The 19,086-nt window shown below is 66.2% G+C and carries 20 protein-coding genes and 1 pseudogene; 15 read left to right on the top strand and 6 right to left on the bottom strand.

What is annotated here, in order from left to right; all coding sequences use genetic code 11:
• Positions 1–104 precede the first annotated feature (104 nt).
• From N6H05_RS02080 to cobU, 8 genes are read left to right on the top strand one after another with little or no spacing between them, the layout of a single operon-like run.
• Entirely contained in the window at positions 105–2,060 is a 1,956-nt protein-coding gene (locus N6H05_RS02080; protein ID WP_284112531.1) for a TonB-dependent receptor plug domain-containing protein, read from the top strand.
• Entirely contained in the window at positions 2,060–2,467 is a 408-nt protein-coding gene (locus N6H05_RS02075) for a DUF1636 domain-containing protein (protein WP_284112530.1), read from the top strand. Before N6H05_RS02080 ends, N6H05_RS02075 begins: the two co-directional genes overlap by 1 nt.
• The gene (cobT, locus tag N6H05_RS02070) at positions 2,464–3,477 is read left to right on the top strand and encodes a nicotinate-nucleotide--dimethylbenzimidazole phosphoribosyltransferase (protein WP_284112528.1); all 1,014 of its coding nucleotides are present in this window, start codon (positions 2,464–2,466) and stop codon (positions 3,475–3,477) included. The genes N6H05_RS02075 and cobT overlap by 4 nt, the downstream gene beginning before the upstream one ends.
• Positions 3,474–4,043 (top strand): histidine phosphatase family protein, encoded by a 570-nt coding sequence (locus N6H05_RS02065; RefSeq protein ID WP_004209730.1) that lies wholly within the window; start codon positions 3,474–3,476, stop codon positions 4,041–4,043. Before cobT ends, N6H05_RS02065 begins: the two co-directional genes overlap by 4 nt.
• Positions 4,040–4,759: an adenosylcobinamide-GDP ribazoletransferase gene (locus N6H05_RS02060; RefSeq protein ID WP_284112527.1), complete on the top strand. Its 720-nt coding sequence runs from the start codon at positions 4,040–4,042 to the stop codon at positions 4,757–4,759. Before N6H05_RS02065 ends, N6H05_RS02060 begins: the two co-directional genes overlap by 4 nt.
• Positions 4,756–5,739 carry a threonine-phosphate decarboxylase gene (locus N6H05_RS02055; protein WP_284112526.1) on the top strand — a complete coding sequence of 328 codons (984 nt, stop codon included), beginning with the start codon at positions 4,756–4,758 and terminating at the stop codon, positions 5,737–5,739. Before N6H05_RS02060 ends, N6H05_RS02055 begins: the two co-directional genes overlap by 4 nt.
• A complete protein-coding gene (gene cbiB / locus N6H05_RS02050) occupies positions 5,732–6,685 on the top strand; it encodes an adenosylcobinamide-phosphate synthase CbiB (RefSeq protein WP_284112525.1) in 954 nt (317 codons plus the stop codon). The genes N6H05_RS02055 and cbiB overlap by 8 nt, the downstream gene beginning before the upstream one ends.
• Positions 6,682–7,188, top strand: coding sequence for a bifunctional adenosylcobinamide kinase/adenosylcobinamide-phosphate guanylyltransferase (cobU, locus tag N6H05_RS02045; RefSeq protein ID WP_284112524.1), 507 nt, complete (start codon positions 6,682–6,684; stop codon positions 7,186–7,188). Before cbiB ends, cobU begins: the two co-directional genes overlap by 4 nt.
• A 28-nt stretch (positions 7,189–7,216) precedes the next feature.
• Here cobU and dapD read toward each other — a convergent pair whose 3' ends face one another.
• From dapD to N6H05_RS02025, 4 genes are all read right to left on the bottom strand, one after another.
• A complete protein-coding gene (dapD, locus tag N6H05_RS02040; RefSeq protein ID WP_284112523.1) occupies positions 7,217–8,056 on the bottom strand; it encodes a 2,3,4,5-tetrahydropyridine-2,6-dicarboxylate N-succinyltransferase in 840 nt (279 codons plus the stop codon).
• Positions 8,053–8,724 (bottom strand): pyrimidine 5'-nucleotidase, encoded by a 672-nt coding sequence (locus tag N6H05_RS02035; RefSeq protein WP_284112522.1) that lies wholly within the window; start codon positions 8,722–8,724, stop codon positions 8,053–8,055. Before N6H05_RS02035 ends, dapD begins: the two co-directional genes overlap by 4 nt.
• A 64-nt stretch (positions 8,725–8,788) precedes the next feature.
• The gene (locus tag N6H05_RS02030; protein WP_284112521.1) at positions 8,789–9,667 is read right to left on the bottom strand and encodes an LOG family protein; all 879 of its coding nucleotides are present in this window, start codon (positions 9,665–9,667) and stop codon (positions 8,789–8,791) included.
• 111 nt (positions 9,668–9,778) lie between these two features.
• Positions 9,779–10,477 carry an extensin family protein gene (locus N6H05_RS02025; protein WP_048936180.1) on the bottom strand — a complete coding sequence of 233 codons (699 nt, stop codon included), beginning with the start codon at positions 10,475–10,477 and terminating at the stop codon, positions 9,779–9,781.
• On the opposite strand from N6H05_RS02025, the gene N6H05_RS02020 reads away from it, so the two are divergent.
• The 4 genes from N6H05_RS02020 (at position 10,410) to N6H05_RS02005 (ending at position 14,807) form a co-directional block, all read left to right on the top strand.
• On the top strand, positions 10,410–10,640 hold the full coding sequence (locus N6H05_RS02020; protein WP_284114325.1) for a hypothetical protein: 231 nt from the start codon (positions 10,410–10,412) through the stop codon (positions 10,638–10,640). The genes N6H05_RS02025 and N6H05_RS02020 overlap by 68 nt on opposite strands.
• The gene (locus N6H05_RS02015) at positions 10,637–11,800 is read left to right on the top strand and encodes a phosphoserine transaminase (RefSeq protein WP_284112520.1); all 1,164 of its coding nucleotides are present in this window, start codon (positions 10,637–10,639) and stop codon (positions 11,798–11,800) included. The genes N6H05_RS02020 and N6H05_RS02015 overlap by 4 nt, the downstream gene beginning before the upstream one ends.
• Before the next feature lie 118 nt (positions 11,801–11,918).
• Positions 11,919–13,499, top strand: a complete 1,581-nt coding sequence (gene serA, locus N6H05_RS02010; RefSeq protein ID WP_284112519.1) for a phosphoglycerate dehydrogenase — start codon at positions 11,919–11,921, stop codon at positions 13,497–13,499.
• 177 nt (positions 13,500–13,676) lie between these two features.
• A complete protein-coding gene (locus N6H05_RS02005) occupies positions 13,677–14,807 on the top strand; it encodes an ATP phosphoribosyltransferase regulatory subunit (RefSeq protein WP_284112518.1) in 1,131 nt (376 codons plus the stop codon).
• On the opposite strand, the pseudogene N6H05_RS02000 reads toward N6H05_RS02005, so the two are convergent.
• Positions 14,801–15,657: pseudogene (locus N6H05_RS02000) on the bottom strand (alpha/beta hydrolase fold domain-containing protein). The gene N6H05_RS02005 and the pseudogene N6H05_RS02000 sit on opposite strands and share 7 nt — an antisense overlap.
• A 228-nt stretch (positions 15,658–15,885) precedes the next feature.
• On the opposite strand from N6H05_RS02000, the gene N6H05_RS01995 reads away from it, so the two are divergent.
• Both N6H05_RS01995 and N6H05_RS01990 read left to right on the top strand, forming a co-directional pair.
• Complete coding sequence (locus tag N6H05_RS01995) at positions 15,886–17,175, top strand: adenylosuccinate synthase (protein ID WP_284112516.1); 1,290 nt, start codon at positions 15,886–15,888, stop codon at positions 17,173–17,175.
• Positions 17,176–17,180: 5 nt separating this feature from the next.
• The gene (locus N6H05_RS01990) at positions 17,181–17,363 is read left to right on the top strand and encodes a hypothetical protein (protein ID WP_004209747.1); all 183 of its coding nucleotides are present in this window, start codon (positions 17,181–17,183) and stop codon (positions 17,361–17,363) included.
• Positions 17,364–17,400: 37 nt separating this feature from the next.
• Here N6H05_RS01990 and N6H05_RS01985 read toward each other — a convergent pair whose 3' ends face one another.
• Complete coding sequence (locus N6H05_RS01985; protein WP_284112514.1) at positions 17,401–18,330, bottom strand: family 43 glycosylhydrolase; 930 nt, start codon at positions 18,328–18,330, stop codon at positions 17,401–17,403.
• A 155-nt stretch (positions 18,331–18,485) separates the two neighbouring features.
• Between N6H05_RS01985 and N6H05_RS01980 the strand changes: the two genes are divergently transcribed.
• On the top strand, positions 18,486–19,055 hold the full coding sequence (locus N6H05_RS01980) for an NADPH-dependent FMN reductase (protein WP_284112513.1): 570 nt from the start codon (positions 18,486–18,488) through the stop codon (positions 19,053–19,055).
• Positions 19,056–19,086: the final 31 nt, after the last annotated feature.

The following is a 19,086-nucleotide window of genomic DNA, read 5'->3' as shown; positions in this document are numbered from 1 at the left end:
GAACCCGCGTGGCGACAGGTGGACCGCAAATTGCGGGGACCATGTCGCGCCCGGCCGGGCACCGATATCGTCCCTGGGATGCGGTCCCTCGTCCGGGGGCTTATATGTTCAAATATCTGACTTTCTGTTCTTTCCTTCTCTCCACCACCGCTTTCGCCGAAGAGGCGCAGCAGGCGCCACCGCCCGATGCCGCCGCCGATGCCGGCGCATCCTCGATCCTCGTCACCGCGACCCGCCTCGCCACGCCGGTCGATCAGGTGCCGGCCTCCGTCACCGTGCTCGACAAGGCAGCGATCGACCGAGCACAGGATCTGGGCGTCACCGAATTGCTGCTGCGCACGCCCGGAGTCAGCATCTCGCGCAATGGCGGCTATGGCACGGCGACGTCGCTGCGCATCCGCGGCGCGGAATCCGACCAGACCGTGGTGGTGATCGACGGCGTGAAGCTCAACGATCCCTCTTCGGCCGGCGGCGGCTATAATTTCGCAAACCTGCTGGCCGGCGATGCCTCGCGCATAGAAGTGCTGCGCGGTCCCCAGTCGACCCTGTGGGGCAGCCAGGCGATCGGCGGCGTCGTCAATGTCGTCACCGCCATGCCCGAAAAGGCGCTGGAGGGCAGCTTCGACATCGAGGCGGGGTCGCGCGACACGGTCAGCGCCCGCGCGGCGCTGGGCGGCAAGACGGGGCCTGTCAGCTGGCGGATTGGCGGCCAGAGTTTCACCACCGAGGGCATTTCGGCGATCAGCCCGGCCTTTGGCGGCAAGGAGAAGGACGGCTACACCAACCGCAGCGTCACCGGCCGGGTCGAGGTTGCGCTGGCGGATGGGATCAGCGCGGACCTGCGCGGTTATTATTCCGATGGCCGTGTCGATTTCGACGCGACCAGCGCGGACAGTCCGGCCTATGGCACTAATCGCGAATTTGTCGGCTATGCCGGCCTCAATGTGGCGCTGTTCGATGGCCGGTTCCGCAACCGTTTCGGCTATGGTTATACCGACACCGATCGCGACAATTACGACCCGCGCAACCCGCGCAAGCAGACGTTCGACGCAGCCGGGCGCAACCAGCGGCTGGAATATCAGGGCAGCTTCGCGATCGCCGACGGCTGGACCGCGCTGTTCGGGGTGGAGAATGAGAATAGCCGCTTCCGCAGCGTGTCGCCTTCGGCGTCGCTTTCGGTCCCGATTCCCGATCCGGCCCGCGGCAAGGCGGAGATCACCAGCGTCTATGGCCAGCTCAATGCCCAGCCGATTACGGGCCTGACCCTGACCGGCGGGCTGCGCTATGACGATCATAACCGCTACGGCGGCCGCACCCTCTTTTCCGCCGGTGGCGTCTGGGCGCTGCCGACCGGGACGGTGCTGCGCGCCAGCTATGGCGAGGGGTTCAAGGCGCCGACCCTCTATCAGCTCTTTTCCGAATATGGGAACCAGGCGCTTGATCCCGAACGCGCCCATGGCTGGGAAGCTGGCGCGGAGCAGCGTTTCTTTGGCGAGAAACTGCGACTGGGCGCGACCTGGTTCGATCGGACCACGACCGACCAGATCATCTATAACAGCTGTTCGTCCAGCTCGACCGATCCGCTCTGCTTCACGCCCGGCACCACCACCCGCCGCTATGGCTATTATCTCAATGTCGCGCGCGCCAAGGCGCATGGCATAGAGGCGCAGGTGGCGGTCGAACCGGTCAAGGGGCTGACCATCGACGGCAATTATAGCTGGACCGTGGCGGAGGATCGTTCGGAAGGGACCGCGAACGAAGGCAATTGGCTGCCGCGCCGGCCGCGCAACAGCGCCAATGGCGCGATCAGCTATGCCTGGCCCTTCGGCCTCACCACCGGCGCGGCGCTGCGCTGGTCCGGCCACAGCTATGACAATGCGGCCAACACGACGCGGCTGGACGATTATACGCTGGTCGACCTGCGCGCCGAATATGCGTTCACCCCGGCGTTGCGCCTGTTCGCTCGCGTCGAAAATCTCTTCGACGAGAATTATATGACGGCCTATCGCTATGGCACGCTCGGCCGGAGCATCTATGCCGGCTTCCGGGGGCGCTTCTGATGCTCCGCCCCGTCGAACCCGGCCCCGCCATCGTCACCTGCAATACCTGCCGTCATTCGGCGACGATGCGAGACGATGGGGAGGGCGTGCGCGGCGGGGCACGGCTGGCGGAGGCGCTGCGCAGCGTGCAGGCCTCCGACCCGCGCTATGCCGCCGTCGCGGTGCAGGACATGCCCTGCCTGTTCGCCTGCCAGGATCATTGCACCGTCCATCTGCGCGCGCCGGGCAAGGTCGGCTATGTAATGGGGCGGTTCACACCGGATGCCGATGCGGCGCGCGCGATCCTCGATTATGCCATTGCCTATGCCGCCAGCGAGCATGGCCGCGTCGCCTTTCGCGAATGGCCCGAAGGCGTGAAGGGCCATTTCATCACCCGTACCCCGCCGGAAGGATTTGTCGTCGAATGAGCTTCGCCTCGATCACCGATTTCGAAAATGCCCTGGCCAACCTGCCGCCGGCCGAGGAACTGGCCAGTACGGCTGCACGCGCGCGGCAGGCCGAACTGACCAAGCCATTGGGGGCGCTCGGCCGGTTGGAGGATGTCGCGATCTTCATGGCAAGCTGGCAGGGGCGCGCGGTGCCGCGCCTGAAGCGTGCCCGTGCCGCGATCTTTGCCGGCAATCATGGCTTCACCGTCCATGGCGTCAGCGCCTATCCCGCCGCCGTGACCGCGCAGATGGTCGCCAATTTCGCTGCTGGCGGCGCGGCGATCAACGCGCTGGCCGGTGTTGCCGGGCTGGAACTGGCGGTGCGATCAATCGATCTGGACCAGCCAACGGCGGACTTCACCGTCGCGCCCGCCATGACCGAGGCGGAGTGCCTGACCGCGCTGTCGATCGGCGCGGCGGCGGCCGAAGAGGATCTGGACCTGCTGGTCGTGGGCGAAATGGGGATCGGCAATTCGACCGCCGCCGCCGCCCTGAGCGCCCGCAGCTTTGGCGGTGCGGTGCGTGACTGGGTTGGTCCCGGCACGGGCGTCGATGGCGAGGGGATCGCGCGCAAGATCGCGACGATCGATCGGGCACTCGCCTTCCATGCCGATGCGCCGGACGGTGCCTTTGAAACGCTGCGCCGGCTGGGCGGACGCGAACTGGCGGCGATTGCCGGCGCGGTGCTGCGGGCCCGCCAACTGGGCGTGCCGGTGCTGCTCGACGGTTTCATCAGTTGCGCCGCGATCGCGCCGCTGGTGGCGCAGGTGCCGGCCTTTGCCGACCATTGCCTGGCCGGCCATTGCTCGGCCGAGCCTGGCCATGGCCTGCTGCTGGAGCGGATGGGCCTTGAACCGCTGCTGCGCCTCGACATGCGATTGGGGGAAGGCAGCGGCGCGGCGGTGGCGGCCAATATCGTCCGTGCGGCCGTAGCCGCGCATAGCGGTATGGCGACCTTTGCCGAGGCGGCGGTGTCGACCGCGACATGATGGGCATGCCGCTCCATCTGCTGCGGCATGGCGCGCCCGAGACGCCCGGCCTGTTGCTGGGGCGGACCGACAGCGTGCCGACGCGCGCGGGCATCGATGCCTGTCTGGCGCAGGCGGAGGGGCTGGAGATCGAGATGATCGTGACGTCCGACCTGCAGCGCGCCCGGCAGGCGGCAACCGCGATCGGCGAGCGCGCCGGTTTGCCGGTGTGGGTCGATCCGCGCTGGCGGGAACTGGATTTCGGCATCTGGGATGGCCTGGCCCCGGCCGATGTCGATCCCGAGGCGCTTGCTCGTTTCTGGCAGGATCCCGATGGCTTCGCGCCGCCGGGCAGCGAGGGATGGACGGCATTGCTGGGGCGGATCGCCGATGCGGTCGAGGATCTGCCGCGCGTGCCCACATTGGTACTGACCCATGGCGGGGCGATGCGCGCGGCGCTGGCCCATCTGTGCGGGTTCAGCGTGCAGCAGAGCTGGAGCTTCGGCCTGCCCTATGCCGCCTTGCTGTCGCTGGAACGCTGGACCGGGGAGCCGCCGCTTGCCCGTATCACGGGCCTGCGCCCATGAAGGGGCTGGTCCTTGCCATCCAGTTTCTCACCCGCCTGCCGATGCCGAAGGTGACAGCGAACGAGACAGACTTCGCACGGTCGGTCCGATGGTTTCCGGCGGTCGGCGCGATTGTCGGTCTATCTGTCATGTTCGCTGTCAATCTTGCTGTTCGCATCGATCCCTGGATCGGGGCGCTGGCCGGGCTGCTCTGCTGGGTCGGCGTGACCGGGGCGCTGCATCTCGACGGGTTGGGGGACATCGCCGACGCCTGCGGCGCGGTGCATAAAGGGCGCGACCGGCTGCTGGCGGTGCTGGCCGACCCGCATGTCGGCAGTTTCGGCGTGGTGGCGATCGGCCTGCAACTGATCGCCAAGCTGTTGCTGCTCCATGCCTTGGCGGAACGGGCTATGATGCTGCCGCTGCTGCTCATTCCCTTTGCCGCGCGGATCGGGCCGTTGCTGTGGGCGCGGATGCTGCCGCCGCTGCATGCCGGGCTGGGCGCGCGCTTTGCCGATGCCGTCAAAACAATCCACATCGCCCTGTGGATAAGTCTGTTGATAATCGTATCCTGGTGGTTGCCAGCCCTGCTCGCAGCGCCGCTGTTGATGCTGGTCTGGGGCCTGTGGCTGAAGCGCAGGCTGGGCGGCATTTCCGGCGATGGCCATGGCGCCGGTATCGAACTGGTTGAAAGCGGGCTGCTTTTCGTCGTCCTGATCACGAGCGGCACGACATGACGACACGCTGGACTTGGCATGGCGGCGGCGTGGCGGCGGCGAGCGCGCATTTCGGCGGCGCGCCCGAAAGCTGGCTCGACTTATCCACAGGCATTAATCCCCATGCCTGGCCCGGCGCGGCCGAGCAGGCGATCGACTGGCGCGCCTTGCCCGACGAGCAGGGACTGCGCGCGCTCGAACAGGCGGCGGCCGATCATTTCGGCGTCGCGGCCGATCATGTCTGCGCGCTGCCGGGGACGGAGGTTGGCTTGCGCCTCGTTGGCACTTTGCTCGACGGTTTGGTCCGCCATGCCAGCCCGGCCTATCGCACCCATGGCGTCATGGTGCCCGGCGCCGCGCCGGTCGATCTCGACCATCTGGACCATGCGGATGGGCAGACGCTGATCCTCGCCAATCCCAATAATCCCGACGGGCGCATCCTTGGCGTGGCCGATCTGCTGACCCTGCTCGACCGGCGCGGGTCGGATGGCTGGCTGGTGGTGGACGAGGCCTTTGCCGATGGCCATCCCGGCATCAGCCTGGCGCCCTTCCTGGCCGACGATCGTCGCCTCATGCTGTTGCGCTCCTTCGGCAAGTTTTTCGGGCTTGCCGGCCTGCGCCTCGGCTTTCTGGTGGCGCCGCGCGCGATCATCGCGCGGGTGCGGGACAGGCTGGGTGCCTGGCCTGTGTCGGCCGCCGCCATTGCCATCGGTACGGCGGCCTATCGCAATACCGCTTGGATAGAAGCGATGCGCAATCAACTCCAGCGGGAGGCGCAGGCGCTCGACGCGCTGCTGTTGCGCTGCGGTTATCAACCGATCGGCCAAAGCCCGCTCTTTCGCCTGATCGAAACGCCCCATGCCATGGCCCTGTTCGAGCGGCTGGCAGGGCAGGCGATTTTGACCCGGCCGTTCGATGCCCAGCCGCACTGGCTGCGCATCGGCCTGCCGACCGACGCGATGGGCCTGGCCCGACTGGAACGGGCGCTGCGCCATGGCTGATCCGGTTGCCTTGCTGGCGCTCGCGCTCGACGCAGCGGCCGGCTGGCCGGCGGCGCTCTATCGCCGGGTCGGCCATCCGGTCGGCGGCTTTGCGCGGCTTATCGATCATTGTGCTGCGCGCTGGAATGATCCGGCGCATGGCGCTTTCGCCCGGAAAATGGGCGGAATGGCGACGGTGTTGCTGTTGCTGTCGGTGGCGGGCGGTGGCGGATGGCTGGTCCAGTATCTGCTCCGCTTCTGGCTGCCCGAACCATGGAGTTGGCTGTTGATCGGCCTGCTGGCCTATCCGGCGCTGGCGCTGCGCAGCCTCTATAGCCATGTCCGCGCCGTCCATCGCGCGCTGGCGGCCGATGATCTGTCGGACGCGCGCGAGGCGGTCGGCATGATCGTCGGCCGCGATACGCAATCGCTCGATGAAAGCGGCGTCACCCGCGCCGCGATCGAGAGTCTGGCGGAAAGCTTCTGCGACGGCGTCGTCGCGCCCTTCTTCTGGCTGCTGCTGCTGGGTCTGCCGGGCGTCTGGGCCTATAAGGCGGTCAACACGGCCGACAGCATGATAGGTCATCGCGAAGCCCCCTGGGGGCCGTTCGGCTGGGCGGCGGCGCGCACCGACGATCTGATGAACCTGATCCCGGCGCGGCTGGCCGGTTGCCTGCTCTGTCTGGCCGGGGGTGGCGGCTGGCGGGTGATGTGGCGTGACGCGCGCAACCATGCCTCGCCCAATGCCGGCTGGCCTGAAGCGGCAATGGCAGGCGCGCTCGACCTGCGGCTGGCCGGGCCGATCCGCTATGATGGCGTGCGCCATGACAAGCCCTGGATCGGCAGCGGGCGGATGGAGGCCGATCCGCTCGACCTGCGCTGGGCGCTGGCCATCTATGTTCAGGCCTGCCTGCTGCTCTGGCTGGTGGCCGGGCTGCAGGCGCTATTTGCTGGAGACATGATATGACAAGCAGCCTGCTGGTGCTGGGCGGCGCGCGATCGGGCAAGAGCCGCCATGCCCAGGTAGCGGCCGAAGCACTGCCCGGCGCGCGCGTCTTCATCGCCACGGCCGAGATTTGGGACACGGAAATGGCCGACCGGATTGCGCGGCACCGGGCCGATCGCGGGCCGGAATGGGAAACAGTGGAGGCGCCGATCGACCTGCCGGGCGCGATCGCGGCGGCGCGGGGCAAGACCGTGCTGGTCGATTGCCTGACATTGTGGGCCAGCAACCTGCTGCTGGCGGAAAAGGATGGGGAAGCTGCGGCGGACGCGCTCTGTGCCGCGATCCTGGCCCATGACAGGGCGATCATCCTGGTCGCCAATGAAGTGGGGCTGGGCATCGTGCCCGACAATGCGCTGGCGCGGCGCTTTCGCGATCTGGCCGGCACGTTGAACCAGCGGGTCGCGGCGGTGGCGGATCGGGTCGTTTTCGTCGCGGCGGGCCTGCCGCTCGCGCTCAAGGGATGAAGGGGCGGCGGGCCGCCCCTTCGCTCGATCAGTCGCGCAGCAGTTCGTTGATGCCGGTCTTCGACCGGGTCTGCGCGTCGACGCGCTTGACGATCACGGCGCAGTAGAGGCTGGGGCCGGGGGTGCCGTCGGGCAGCGGCTTGCCGGGCAGCGAGCCGGGGACGACGACCGAGTAGGGCGGCACTTCGCCGATGAACACTTCGCCGGTCGCGCGGTCGATGATCTTGGTCGACATGCCGATGAACACGCCCATCGACAGCACCGACCCCTTGCCGATGCGCACGCCCTCGACCACTTCCGAACGGGCGCCGATGAAGCAGTCATCCTCGATGATGACCGGGTCGGCCTGCAGCGGTTCCAGCACGCCGCCAATGCCGACGCCGCCCGACAGATGGACATTCTTGCCGATCTGGGCGCAGCTGCCGACCGTCACCCAGGTGTCGACCATCGTGCCTTCATCAACAAAGGCGCCGATGTTGACGAAGCTGGGCATCAGGATGACATTTTTGGCGATATGGCTGCCGGCACGGGCGAAGCTGCCCGGCACGGCGCGGAAACCGGCGGCGCGGAAGGCGGCCTCGTCCCAGCCGGCGAACTTGCTCGGCACCTTGTCCCACCAGTGGCCGGCGCCCGGACCATTGTCGATCATGACATTGTCGTTGAGGCGGAAGGAGAGCAGCACGGCCTTCTTTGCCCACTGGTTGACCTGCCAGCCGGCTTCGGTCGGTTCGGCGACGCGCAGTTCGCCCTTGTCGAGCAGGGCCAGCGCCTTGTCGACCGCCTGGCGGACGTCGCCCTGGATCGACAGGTTGATATTGGCCCGGTCCTCCCAGGCGGCGTCGATGATCGCGATCAGGTCTTGGCTCATGGTCTTTCCCCAAAAATATCCGCCAGGAACGGCGTCAGATGGTCGGTTTCATAATCGATGAAATCGGGATGATGGTCGTGATTGCCCGCTTCCGATCCGTTATTGACCCAGATGGTGGTCATGCCGATCGCCTTGGCGGGCTTGAGGTTGCGGGCCATGTCCTCGAAAAAGGCGGCGCGGGTCGGGTCGACGGCGTGGACGCTGCACAGCTCTGCATAGCCCGACGGATCGGGCTTGGGCACATAGCGGCAGGCATGGATGTCGTGGATCAGCTCGAACGCGCCGGCGAGGCCCAGTCGGTCGAGCACGCGGCCGGCATAGGTGGCATCACCATTGGTGAAGATCAGCCGGCGGCCGGGCAGGGCGGCGATATGGGCGTTGAGGTCGGCATCGACCGCCAGCCGCTCCATCGAGATATCATGGACATAGTCGAGAAATTCGCGCGGTTCGATGCCATGATGGTGCATCAGCCCCGACAGGGTGGTGCCATGCTCCATGAAATAGCGTTTCTGGACAGTCCGCGCCTCGGCCGGGTCGCAGCCCAGCAGGCCCTGGATATATTCGCCCATCTTCACGTCGATCAGCGCGAACAGGTCCGCCTTCGCCGGATAGAGCGTATTGTCCAGATCGAAGATCCAGGTGTCGACATGGGCCAGGTCCGCGCGCATGGCCGGGCCCTAATCCCCGGCGGGGATTAGGGCAAGGGCGCAAAGGCCCCATGGATCGGCCGCATCAGCCGCACCCGGGCGCTTCGCTGTCGTGATAGAAGTCCTGCACCGCGGCCCAGGCATCCTCGGCCGTCTCGACCCAGGTCAGCAGGTTGAGGTCATTGTGCGAAATCACGCCCTCATCGGCCAGCGCCTCGAAATCCACCACCTTGTTCCAGAAATCCTTGCCGAACAGCAGGATCGGGATCGGCTTCATCTTGCCGGTCTGGATCAGCGTCAGCAGCTCGAACATCTCGTCGAACGTGCCGAATCCGCCGGGGAAGACGGCGAGCGCGCGGGCGCGCAGCAGGAAATGCATCTTGCGCAGCGCGAAATAGTGGAACTGGAAGCTCAGTTCCGGCGTGACGAACAGGTTGGGCGCCTGTTCATGCGGCAGCACGATGTTCATGCCGATCGTCGTCTGGCCGACATCGACCGCGCCGCGATTGGCCGCTTCCATGATCGAGGGGCCACCGCCCGAGCAGACGACGAAGTGACGGCAACCGGCGGCGTTCACCGGATATTGCGCCGCGATCCGCGCCAGCTTGCGCGCTTCGTCATAATAGCGGGCCTTCTTGCCCAGATTTTCCGCAATCTTCTTCTGTTCGGGCGTGGTGGCCACGTCGATCCGCGCCTGGACCTGATCGGGTTCGGGAATGCGGGCGGAGCCGTAGAAGACGAAGGTGGATTCGATCCGCGCCTCGTCCATCAGCAACTGGGGCTTGAGCAATTCAAGCTGGAAGCGTACCGGGCGCAGATCCTCGCGCAGCAGGAACTCATTGTCCTGGAAGGCGAGCTTGTAGGCGGCGCTGCTAGTCTGGGGGGTTTCGATCGCCTTCCTGGCGTCGTCCGCTTCCTGGCGTGCGGGGCGGAATTTGCGTTCTTCAATTTCTTTCTTGGTCATTCCCAACAAGCTAGGCGCGGCAGGTGACAATGCCAAGACCGTTAGCAGGAAAATTGGCCAAGTTGGCTATTTCCGCTCAGGGGCGGAAGCCGCCGCGTTTCTGATTACCGCTCAGCGGCAAAAGCCGCCGCGGCCGCCCATGTCGAAATGGAAATGGTCATGATGGGCGGCGTTATAGTCGGGCGACAGCACCGTGTTGAACCGCTTGCAGGCGCTGGCATGGACCACTTCCAGAAACTGGCGGGTGCGCTTGTCACCATTCCAGTCCTTCTCGACGCTGATCCGCCGCCCGTCGCTCAGGACGAAGGCGGATACGTCGATCGCATTGCTGTGGGCATGTTCGCTGAGCTTGCCGCTGCCCGCGATCGGCCGGCAATTATAGGTGCCGAATGTCTCGATCTTCTCGATCTCCGCGCCCAGGATCAGTCGGGCGGCGGGCTGCACGGCATAGCGTGACCAGGCCGCGAAATTGGCGGCCAGGTTGCAGGTCATGGCGCCCAGGCCCGAGGTCGGCACGCCGATGTCGAGCAACTTGACGCTACCGATCGCGCTGCATCCGCCGCCGAAATTCTGGTCGGGCAGGGGGGTGAAGGCGACCGACTGGGATTGCAGCTTGGCGAAGCATTGCCGGGTTTCGAGTGGCGGCGGCGCGGGCGGTGTGGCCGGGCGGGCGCTCTTCACCGGTTTGGATGCGCGCGCGACTCGACCCTTGGGCACCAGGTCGCCGCTGCAGGCGGCCAGCATGCTCGCCATCGTCGCGGCCAGGGCCGCGCTGCGCCATACCGAATTTTTCGTCGCCCGCTCTACCATCAATCCCGCATTTACCACGGCTTTCCGGGCCGATGGGTTAACGGCGCTGTCATTTCGTCGCATTTTGCTGCGGCTTGACTCTTTTTCGGAAATCTTTAGGGCGGCCGACGGGCCACGCGGTCCCAACGCCGCGCGTGCTCTCTGCAAGGAGACGCATACATGACTGATCTGACTGCCGTTGACGCCACCATTGCGCCTGTCGCAAAGCCTGCCAACCGTCCGGCTCGCCCCTTTTTCTCTTCCGGTCCCTGCGCCAAGCCTCCGGGCTGGGATGCCGCCAAGCTGGCCACCGAGTCGCTCGGCCGTTCGCACCGCGCCAAGATCGGCAAGACCCGCCTCGCCTACAGCATCGACCTGATGCGCGAGTTGCTGAACCTGCCCGACACCCACCGCATCGGCATCGTGCCGGGTAGCGACACCGGTGCCTTCGAAATGGCGATGTGGACGATGCTGGGCGCCCGCCCGGTGACGACGCTGGCCTGGGAAAGCTTCGGCGAAGGCTGGGTGACGGACGCCGCCAAGCAGCTGAAGCTCGATCCCACCGTGATCCGTGCCGATTATGGCCAGCTGCCTGACCTTGGCACCGTCGACTTCTCGAACGACGTGCTGTTCACCTGGAACGGCACCACCTCGGGCGTGCGCGTGCCGAACGCCGACTGGATCCCGGCCGACCGCGAGGGCCTGACCTTCGCCGACGCCACCAGCGCGGTCTTCGCCTATGAGATCGACTGGACCAAGATCGACGTCGCCACCTTCTCCTGGCAGAAGGTGCTGGGCGGCGAGGGCGGCCATGGCGTGCTGATCCTGGGCCCCCGTGCCGTCGAGCGCCTAGAAACCCACACCCCCGCATGGCCGCTGCCCAAGGTGTTCCGCCTGATGGCCAAGGGCAAGCTGGCCGAAGGCGTGTTCAAGGGCGAAACCATCAACACCCCGTCGATGCTGGCCGTCGAAGATGCGATCTTCGCGCTCGAATGGGGCAAGTCGCTGGGCGGTCTTCAGGGCCTGATCGCGCGCAGCAACGCCAATGCGGCGGCGCTGGGCAAGATCGTCGCCGAACGCGATTGGCTGGGCCATCTCGCCGTCGATGAAGCTTCGCGCTCGACCACCAGCGTCTGCCTGACAGTCGAGGGTGCCGACGAAGCCTTCATCAAGGCCTTCGCCGGCCTGCTCGAGAAGGAAGGCGCCGCCTATGACGTCGCGGGCTATCGCGACGCCCCGGCCGGCCTGCGCATCTGGTGCGGGGCCACGGTCGAGACCGCCGATATCGAGGCGCTCGGTCCCTGGCTCGACTGGGCCTACGCCCAGACCAAGGCTGCCGCTTAATCACATCATGGCGTCACCCCGGCCCTGAGCCGGGGTCCCGCTTCTTCATGTCCACTCCCGCAGATGAGCGGGACCCCGGATCAAGTCCGGGGTGACGATGAACGACAAGGATATTCCCATGCCCAAGGTTCTCATTTCCGACAAGATGGACCCCCGCGCCGCCGCGATCTTCCGCGAGCGTGGTGTCGAGGTCGACGTCATCACCGGCCAGACGCCGGAAGAACTGGCCGCGATGATTGGCGCCTATGACGGCCTCGCCATCCGCAGCTCGACCAAGGTCACCAAGGCGATTCTCGACGCCGCGACCAACCTCAAGGTCATCGGCCGCGCCGGCATCGGCGTCGACAATGTCGATATTCCGGCCGCATCGGCCCAGGGCGTGATCGTGATGAACACGCCGTTCGGCAACTCGATCACCACCGCCGAACATGCCATCGCGCTGATGTTCGCGCTGGCCCGCCAGATCCCCGAAGCCAATGCCCAGACGCAGCAGGGCCTGTGGCCCAAGAACGGCTTCATGGGCGTGGAAGTGACCGGCAAGACGCTGGGCCTGATCGGTGCCGGCAATATCGGTTCGATCGTCGCCAGCCGTGCGCTCGGCCTCAAGATGAAGGTCGTCGCCTTCGATCCGTTCCTGACGCCCGAGCGCGCCGTGGAAATGGGCGTGGAAAAGGCCGATCTCGACACGCTGCTGGCCAAGGCCGACTTCATCACGCTGCACACGCCGCTGACCGACCAGACCCGCAACATCCTGTCGAAGGAAAATCTGGCCAAGACCAAGAAGGGCGTGCGCATCGTCAACTGTGCCCGTGGCGGCCTGATCGACGAAGCGGCGCTGAAGGACGCGCTGGATTCGGGCCATGTCGCCGGCGCTGCGCTCGACGTGTTCCAGACCGAACCGGCCAAGGAATCGCCGCTGTTCGGCACGCCCAACTTCATCTGCACCCCGCATCTGGGCGCGTCGACCGACGAAGCGCAGGTCAATGTCGCGCTGCAGGTGGCCGAACAGCTCAGCGACTATCTGCTCGACGGCGGCATCACCAATGCGCTGAACGTGCCCAGCCTGTCGGCCGAGGAAGCACCCAAGCTCAAGCCCTATATGGCGCTGGCGGAAAAGCTGGGCAGCCTGATCGGCCAGCTGGAAGGCGATGCCATCACTGGCGTTTCGGTCGAGGTCGAGGGCCATGCCGCCGAGCTGAACCAGAAGCCGATCACCGCCGCAGTGCTGGCCGGCCTGATGCGCGTCTATTCGGACACGGTGAACATGGTCAACGCGCCCTTCCTGGCCAAGGAGCGTGGTCTGGACGTGCGTGAAGTGCGCCATGACCGCGAGGGCGACTATCAGACGCTGGTGCGCGTCACCGTTTCGACCGAAGCGGGCGACAAGTCGGTCGCCGGCACGCTGTTCGGCCATGCCCAGCCGCGTCTGGTCGAGCTGTTCGGCATCAAGGTAGAAGCTGATCTCGACGGCCACATGCTCTACATCGTCAACCAGGACGCGCCGGGCTTCATCGGCCGCCTGGGCTCGAAGCTGGGCGAGTCGGACGTCAATATCGGCACCTTCCACCTGGGCCGTCGCAACCAGGGCGGCGAAGCCGTGCTGCTGCTGTCGGTCGACGGCACCGTCACAGAACCGCTGCGCTGGGCGATCTGCAACCTCGCCGGCGTGAAGCAGGTGAAGCTGCTGCGCTTCGCCTAAGCTGACCTAAATATCTGCCGTTCGGTTCGAGCAGCCCTTCGCCTGCCTGCAAGGCCGCCGCTCAGGACAGGCTTCGAGCTTGTCGAAAAGCGTCGTCGAGAACAGTTCTCGACAAGCTCGAACCGAACGGGGGTAGGGGATGGCCTAACCCCAAAATTGCGCTAAAGGGCCTGTCCCATGACCATGATCCCGCCAAGCCTGCTCCCGGAGGGGCTATCCGATCGCCTGCCGCCGCAGGCCGAAGCTTCCGCGCGCCTGGCGCGCCGCGTGCTCGATACGGTCGCGACCCATGGCTATGAACGGGTCATGCCGCCGTTGGCGGAATTCGAGGATACGCTGACCCAGCGCCTCAAGTCGATGCGCGCGCAGGATCTGGTCCGCGCCGTCGACCCGGTGTCGCAGCGCACCCTGGCCTTCCGCCCCGACATGACCGCGCAGGTCGGCCGCATCGCCGCGACCCGCCTGCGCAGCGCGCCGCGGCCGCTGCGCCTGTCCTATGCCGGGCCGGTGATCCGCCAGAAGGCGAGCCAACTGCGCCCCGAGCGCGAGAAGATGCAGCTGGGCGCCGAACTGATCGGCAGCGACAGCAGTGCCGCCGCGGTCGAGATCGTCAATATCGCGATCGAGGCGCTCACCGCCGCCGGCGTCACCGGCATCACCATCGATTTCACCTTGCCCGACCTGATCGACGCGCTGGCCGCTGGCCCGCTGCCGCTGGGGACAGAGGAACTGGAAGCCGTGCGTGCCGAACTGGACGCCAAGGATGCCGGCGCGCTGGTGGCGATCAGTCCGGCCGCCGCCGCCTATCTGCCGCTCATTGAGGCCACCGGTCCCTTCCATGCCGCGATGGAACGGCTGGAGGCGTTCAGCGCCAGCCTGGGCGGCGCCATCGACAGCCGCATCGCGGGCCTGCGCGCGATCGCCAAGCCGATCGGCTGGGACATCACGTTGACCCTTGACCCGACCGAGCGGCACGGTTTCGAGTTCCAGAACTGGTTCGGCTTCTCCATCTTTGCCGAGGGCTTCATCGGTGAGATCGGCCGGGGCGGCAGCTATGCCATTGCCCGTGCCGGCGAAACGGATGAGCCCGCCATGGGCTTTTCCCTTTATCCCGATCCGCTGATCGACGCGGGCTTTGGCGACGAACGGCCCCAGCGCTTGTTCCTGCCGGTCGGCCATGATGCCGTGCGCGCGGCAGCGTTGCGGGCCGAAGGCTGGCACACGGTTGCTGCCCTGGCTGACGGCGAAGATGGCGCTGCCCAGCGCTGTTCGCACTGGCTGGATGGCAGCGAGCCCCGCCCCTACTGACCGAACAGGCGGCGCAGCCAGGCATCGACTATGCCGGTGCCGGCATAGTCGGCATCGCCCATCTCGCGGTTGATCTGCATATGGCCGCGCAGTCCGCGTCCGGGCAGGGCATGGATCTCCACGGGCGTGCCAGCCTTGCGCAGCGCGGCGGCGAGCGCATTGGACTGGGCGGTGCCGTCGACCCGATCGACATGGAGCAGCAGGAAATCGGGGGCATTGGGCTTTGCCGCCTGCAAGGTCGGCGATAGCGTCTTCTGCCGCGCCGGATCGGTGCCGAACGCCTGTTCATAGGTCTTCGCCATGAAGCGGCCGCCCTGCGCCATCTGCGTCGGCACGTCATAGGCGGCGCCATCCAGCGCGATGATGCCGCGCACGGCATCGGGCTTCAGCCCGGCCTTTGCGAAATAGCGCATGTCGGTGCCGACCAGCGCCACCAGATGCGCGCCGGCGCTGTGGCCCATCAGGATGATGCGGTTGGGGTCGACACCCAATGCCGCGGCTCGGCTGCGCAGATGGACGAGTGCATCGGCGACATCCTGCGCTTGGCTCTCGACCGTCGCATCGGGCACCAGCCGGTAATTGATCGAGGCGAAGGCATAGCCCAGCCCGGTATAATGGGGTGCCTTGGCCGCGCCGGTGGCATTGTCCTTGCTGCCGCGCTTCCAGCCGCCGCCATGGACGAAGATGACGAGCGGTGCCTTCGTGCCCTTGCCCGGCCAGAAGTCGATCGCCTGCAATGGATCATGGCCATAGGTCATGGCCTGCGGCGCAGTAGCCGTCTGGGCCTGCGCGGCAGCGGCGTGCCCGCGAGCAGCGAGAGAATCAGGATGGGAATCAGCCGTCTGTGCATATGGATCGTCCTTCGCTGCCCCTGCGCCGCCATGATCGCGAGGGCGCATTCGGTCGTAAAGCCGGCACCTGGTATCAAAGTGTAATGTGCCTCCAACCTTGACGCATCGGCCATGCCCGGCTAACGCGCGCCCCGCACAGGGCGTGCCCCGCCCATCCTATTCCACCGGCATGCCGAGTCCCGTCGAAGGGCATGGCCGGTCCGCGCGGCGGGCGGAGGAGTGTATCCATGGCAAATGTTACCGTGATCGGCGCCCAATGGGGTGACGAAGGCAAGGGCAAGATCGTCGACTGGCTGTCGGAGCGCGCCGATGTCGTCGCCCGTTTCCAGGGCGGCCATAATGCCGGCCACACGCTGGTCGTCGGCGAGAAGGTCTACAAGCTTTCCCTGCTGCCGTCGGGCATCGTGCGCGGCACGCTGTCGGTGATCGGCAATGGCGTGGTGCTGGACCCCTGGCATTTCCGTGACGAGGTCGCCAAGCTGAAGGGCCAGGGCGTCGAGATCACCCCGGAAAACCTGCAGATCGCCGAGACCTGCCCGTTGATCCTGCCCTTCCATCGCGACCTCGATGGTCTGCGCGAGGACGCATCGGGCGCCGGCAAGATCGGCACCACCCGTCGCGGCATCGGCCCGGCCTATGAGGACAAGGTCGGCCGTCGCGCCATCCGCGTCTGCGACCTCGCCCATCTCGACGATCTCGACCTGCAGATCGATCGTCTGACCGCCCATCATGACGCTCTTCGTGCTGGCTTCAATGAGGCGCCGATCGACCGCGCCCAGCTGATGGCCGACCTGACCGAAATCGCCGCCTTCATCCTGCCCTTCGTCAAGCCGGTCTGGCTGACGCTTAACAAGGCGAAGTCGGAAGGCAAGCGCATCCTGTTCGAAGGCGCGCAGGGCACGTTGCTCGACATCGACCATGGCACCTATCCCTTCGTCACCTCGTCCAATACGGTGGCGGGTACGGCGGCGAGCGGCACCGGCCTTGGTCCCAATGGCGCCGGCTTCGTGCTGGGCATCGTCAAGGCCTATACCACCCGCGTCGGTTCCGGCCCGTTCCCGACCGAGCAGGAAAATGACGTCGGGCAGCGGCTGGGCGAGCGGGGCCATGAATTCGGCACCGTCACTGGTCGCAAGCGCCGCTGCGGCTGGTTCGACGCGGTGCTGGTGCGCCAGTCGGTCGCGGTTTCGGGCGTGACCGGCATTGCGCTGACCAAGCTGGACGTGCTCGACGGCTTCGAGGAACTGAAGATCTGCGTTGGCTACAAGATTGGCGACCAGAGCTTCGACTATCTGCCCGCCCATGCGCAGGACCAGGCCAAGGCCGAACCGATCTATGAAAGCATCGCCGGCTGGAGCGAAACCACGGCCGGCGCGCGCAGCTGGGCGGACCTCCCGGCACAGGCGATCAAATATATCCGCCGCATTGAAGAGCTGATCGGCTGCCCGGTCACGCTCGTGTCGACCAGCCCGGAACGCGACGACACCATCCTCGTCCGCGATCCCTTCGCGGATTAAGGGGCATGGCCGGCGAACGTTTCGAGCGGCACAAGCAGCCCTGGACCCAGGATGAGGTCCAGAAGCTGCACACGCTCGCCAAGAAGGGCATGGCGCTGAAGGCGATCGCCAAGGCGCTGACCCGCAGCGAGGAATCGGTGAAGACCCGCGCCAAGCAGGACGGGCTGTCGATCGCCAAGCTGCGCTGAGAGATGAGAAGGCCGGGCGGAAACGTCCGGCCTTTCCTCATTCCGGGACGTGGCGCTGGACCGGCTGGATGGCCCCGTCCTTGGCATAGGTCAGCGGCGCAATGGTGATCGAGCGCCGGTGATCGCCACCGCCGGGCAACAGCCTGTCATGATAGAAGAGCCAGCTCTTGCCGTCCCGCTCGACGATCGCCTGATGATTGGTCGAGATCGGCAGATAGTCGAGGATCACCCCGCCATAGGCGAAGGAGCCGAGCGGCGAGGCGGCGGTGCCGTAGATGATCTGGCCGGGCCAGCCGGTCGAGAAGCTGAAATAATAGCGGCCGCCATGGGCGTGGAGATAGGGCGCCTCACCATATTTCTTCTTGGGGTCGCTGGCCGGCAGTCCGGTGACGACGACATCCATGATCGGGCCGTCGACATGGATCATGTCGGGTTTCAACCGGACGACCTTGGGCATGCGGGTGCCGAAATAGAGATAGGCCTGTCCGTCGCTGTCGATGAAGACGGCGGGATCGATCGGCTCGGCGCCGGCATTGGCGTCGCGCGCCTTGTCGATCAGCGCATCGCCGCGCGCATCGCGATAGGGGCCCTCTGGGCGATCCGCCACGGCAACGCCGATCCGGTCGCCGCCGATCGGCGCGTAGAGATAATAGCGCCCGTTGCGGCGGGCGACTTCGGGTGCCCAGGCCTTGGCATCGGGGCGTGCCCATTGGAAGGTAGTGACGTCGAGAAAGGCACCGTCGTCTTTCCAGCTCTTCATGTCGGTCGAACTGTAGAGGCGCCAGCTCGTGCTGTCCCAGTAGCGGCCGGAATTGGACGCATCATCGGTGGCGTAGAGATACCAGCGATCGTCGAACCAGTGCGGCGAGGGATCACCGGCAAAGCGCGGGCTGATCGGCTGGCCCGGCGCGACATCGCCATTGGCCATCAGCAGGCCCATATAGGCCAGCAGCGCCATCCTCTTCATCCGCATCCTCCCGTGACGATCATTGATGCGATGATGGCGTTCCGTCATGTGAAATGCAATTTCGCATCGTGAAATATTGAAAGATTGGAAGGCCGGCTGGACCCGATCGGGGCAGGATGCGACAAGTCTGTCGACATCAAGGCAGGAGGCTCCGCATGGCACTCGATATCCTCGTCCTCTACGGTTCCTATCGACGCGGCCGGCTCGGTATCCGGCTGGCGGATTATCTGATCCGCGGCTTTGAAGGGCTGGGGCACAAGGTGGAACTGGTCGATGCCAAGGCGATCGACCTGCCGATGCTCGACCTGCGCTACAGCGACTATCCGGCTGGCGAGGCGCCCGCCGCCATGGCGCAACTGGCGCAGCGCCTGTCTGCTGCCGATGCCTTCGTGTTCGTCGCGGGCGAATATAATCGCGGTATCCAGCCCGGCCTCAAAAATCTGGTCGACCATTATCTCAAGGAATTCGACCGCCGGCCAGCCGCGATCGCAAGCTATTCGATGGGCCGCTTCGCCGGGGTCAACAGCCATGCCGACTGGACGGTGACATTGTCCGCCATGGGCATGGCGGTGATGCCGGAGCGGCTGAGCGTCGGCCAGATCGGGCAGACGCTGGACGAGCAGGCTCGGCCCCAGGGGGAGGGCGGTGCGGCGCTGGAACGTGGCTTTGCCGGTTTCGCCGACACGCTCATCTGGTGGGCACAGGCGGCGAAGGCGCAGCGCTGAACCAACTGGCATCAGCGAAGTTGGCAATATT

This window comes from Sphingobium sp. WTD-1 (assembly GCF_030128825.1).
Classification (GTDB): Bacteria; Pseudomonadota; Alphaproteobacteria; order Sphingomonadales; family Sphingomonadaceae; genus Sphingobium.
This window is presented reverse-complemented; position numbering and strand designations above follow the sequence as displayed.

Coding starts and splice junctions, on each gene's coding strand:
- N6H05_RS02080 (WP_284112531.1), top strand. CDS start 105: ATGTTCAAATATCTGACTTTCTGTTCTTTCCTTCTCTCCACCACCGCT.
- N6H05_RS02075 (WP_284112530.1), top strand. CDS start 2,060: ATGCTCCGCCCCGTCGAACCCGGCCCCGCCATCGTCACCTGCAATACC.
- cobT (WP_284112528.1), top strand. CDS start 2,464: ATGAGCTTCGCCTCGATCACCGATTTCGAAAATGCCCTGGCCAACCTG.
- N6H05_RS02065 (WP_004209730.1), top strand. CDS start 3,474: ATGATGGGCATGCCGCTCCATCTGCTGCGGCATGGCGCGCCCGAGACG.
- N6H05_RS02060 (WP_284112527.1), top strand. CDS start 4,040: ATGAAGGGGCTGGTCCTTGCCATCCAGTTTCTCACCCGCCTGCCGATG.
- N6H05_RS02055 (WP_284112526.1), top strand. CDS start 4,756: ATGACGACACGCTGGACTTGGCATGGCGGCGGCGTGGCGGCGGCGAGC.
- cbiB (WP_284112525.1), top strand. CDS start 5,732: ATGGCTGATCCGGTTGCCTTGCTGGCGCTCGCGCTCGACGCAGCGGCC.
- cobU (WP_284112524.1), top strand. CDS start 6,682: ATGACAAGCAGCCTGCTGGTGCTGGGCGGCGCGCGATCGGGCAAGAGC.
- dapD (WP_284112523.1), bottom strand. CDS start 8,056: ATGAGCCAAGACCTGATCGCGATCATCGACGCCGCCTGGGAGGACCGG.
- N6H05_RS02035 (WP_284112522.1), bottom strand. CDS start 8,724: ATGCGCGCGGACCTGGCCCATGTCGACACCTGGATCTTCGATCTGGAC.
- N6H05_RS02030 (WP_284112521.1), bottom strand. CDS start 9,667: ATGACCAAGAAAGAAATTGAAGAACGCAAATTCCGCCCCGCACGCCAG.
- N6H05_RS02020 (WP_284114325.1), top strand. CDS start 10,410: ATGCTCGCCATCGTCGCGGCCAGGGCCGCGCTGCGCCATACCGAATTT.
- N6H05_RS02025 (WP_048936180.1), bottom strand. CDS start 10,477: ATGGTAGAGCGGGCGACGAAAAATTCGGTATGGCGCAGCGCGGCCCTG.
- N6H05_RS02015 (WP_284112520.1), top strand. CDS start 10,637: ATGACTGATCTGACTGCCGTTGACGCCACCATTGCGCCTGTCGCAAAG.
- serA (WP_284112519.1), top strand. CDS start 11,919: ATGCCCAAGGTTCTCATTTCCGACAAGATGGACCCCCGCGCCGCCGCG.
- N6H05_RS02005 (WP_284112518.1), top strand. CDS start 13,677: ATGACCATGATCCCGCCAAGCCTGCTCCCGGAGGGGCTATCCGATCGC.
- N6H05_RS01995 (WP_284112516.1), top strand. CDS start 15,886: ATGGCAAATGTTACCGTGATCGGCGCCCAATGGGGTGACGAAGGCAAG.
- N6H05_RS01990 (WP_004209747.1), top strand. CDS start 17,181: ATGGCCGGCGAACGTTTCGAGCGGCACAAGCAGCCCTGGACCCAGGAT.
- N6H05_RS01985 (WP_284112514.1), bottom strand. CDS start 18,330: ATGAAGAGGATGGCGCTGCTGGCCTATATGGGCCTGCTGATGGCCAAT.
- N6H05_RS01980 (WP_284112513.1), top strand. CDS start 18,486: ATGGCACTCGATATCCTCGTCCTCTACGGTTCCTATCGACGCGGCCGG.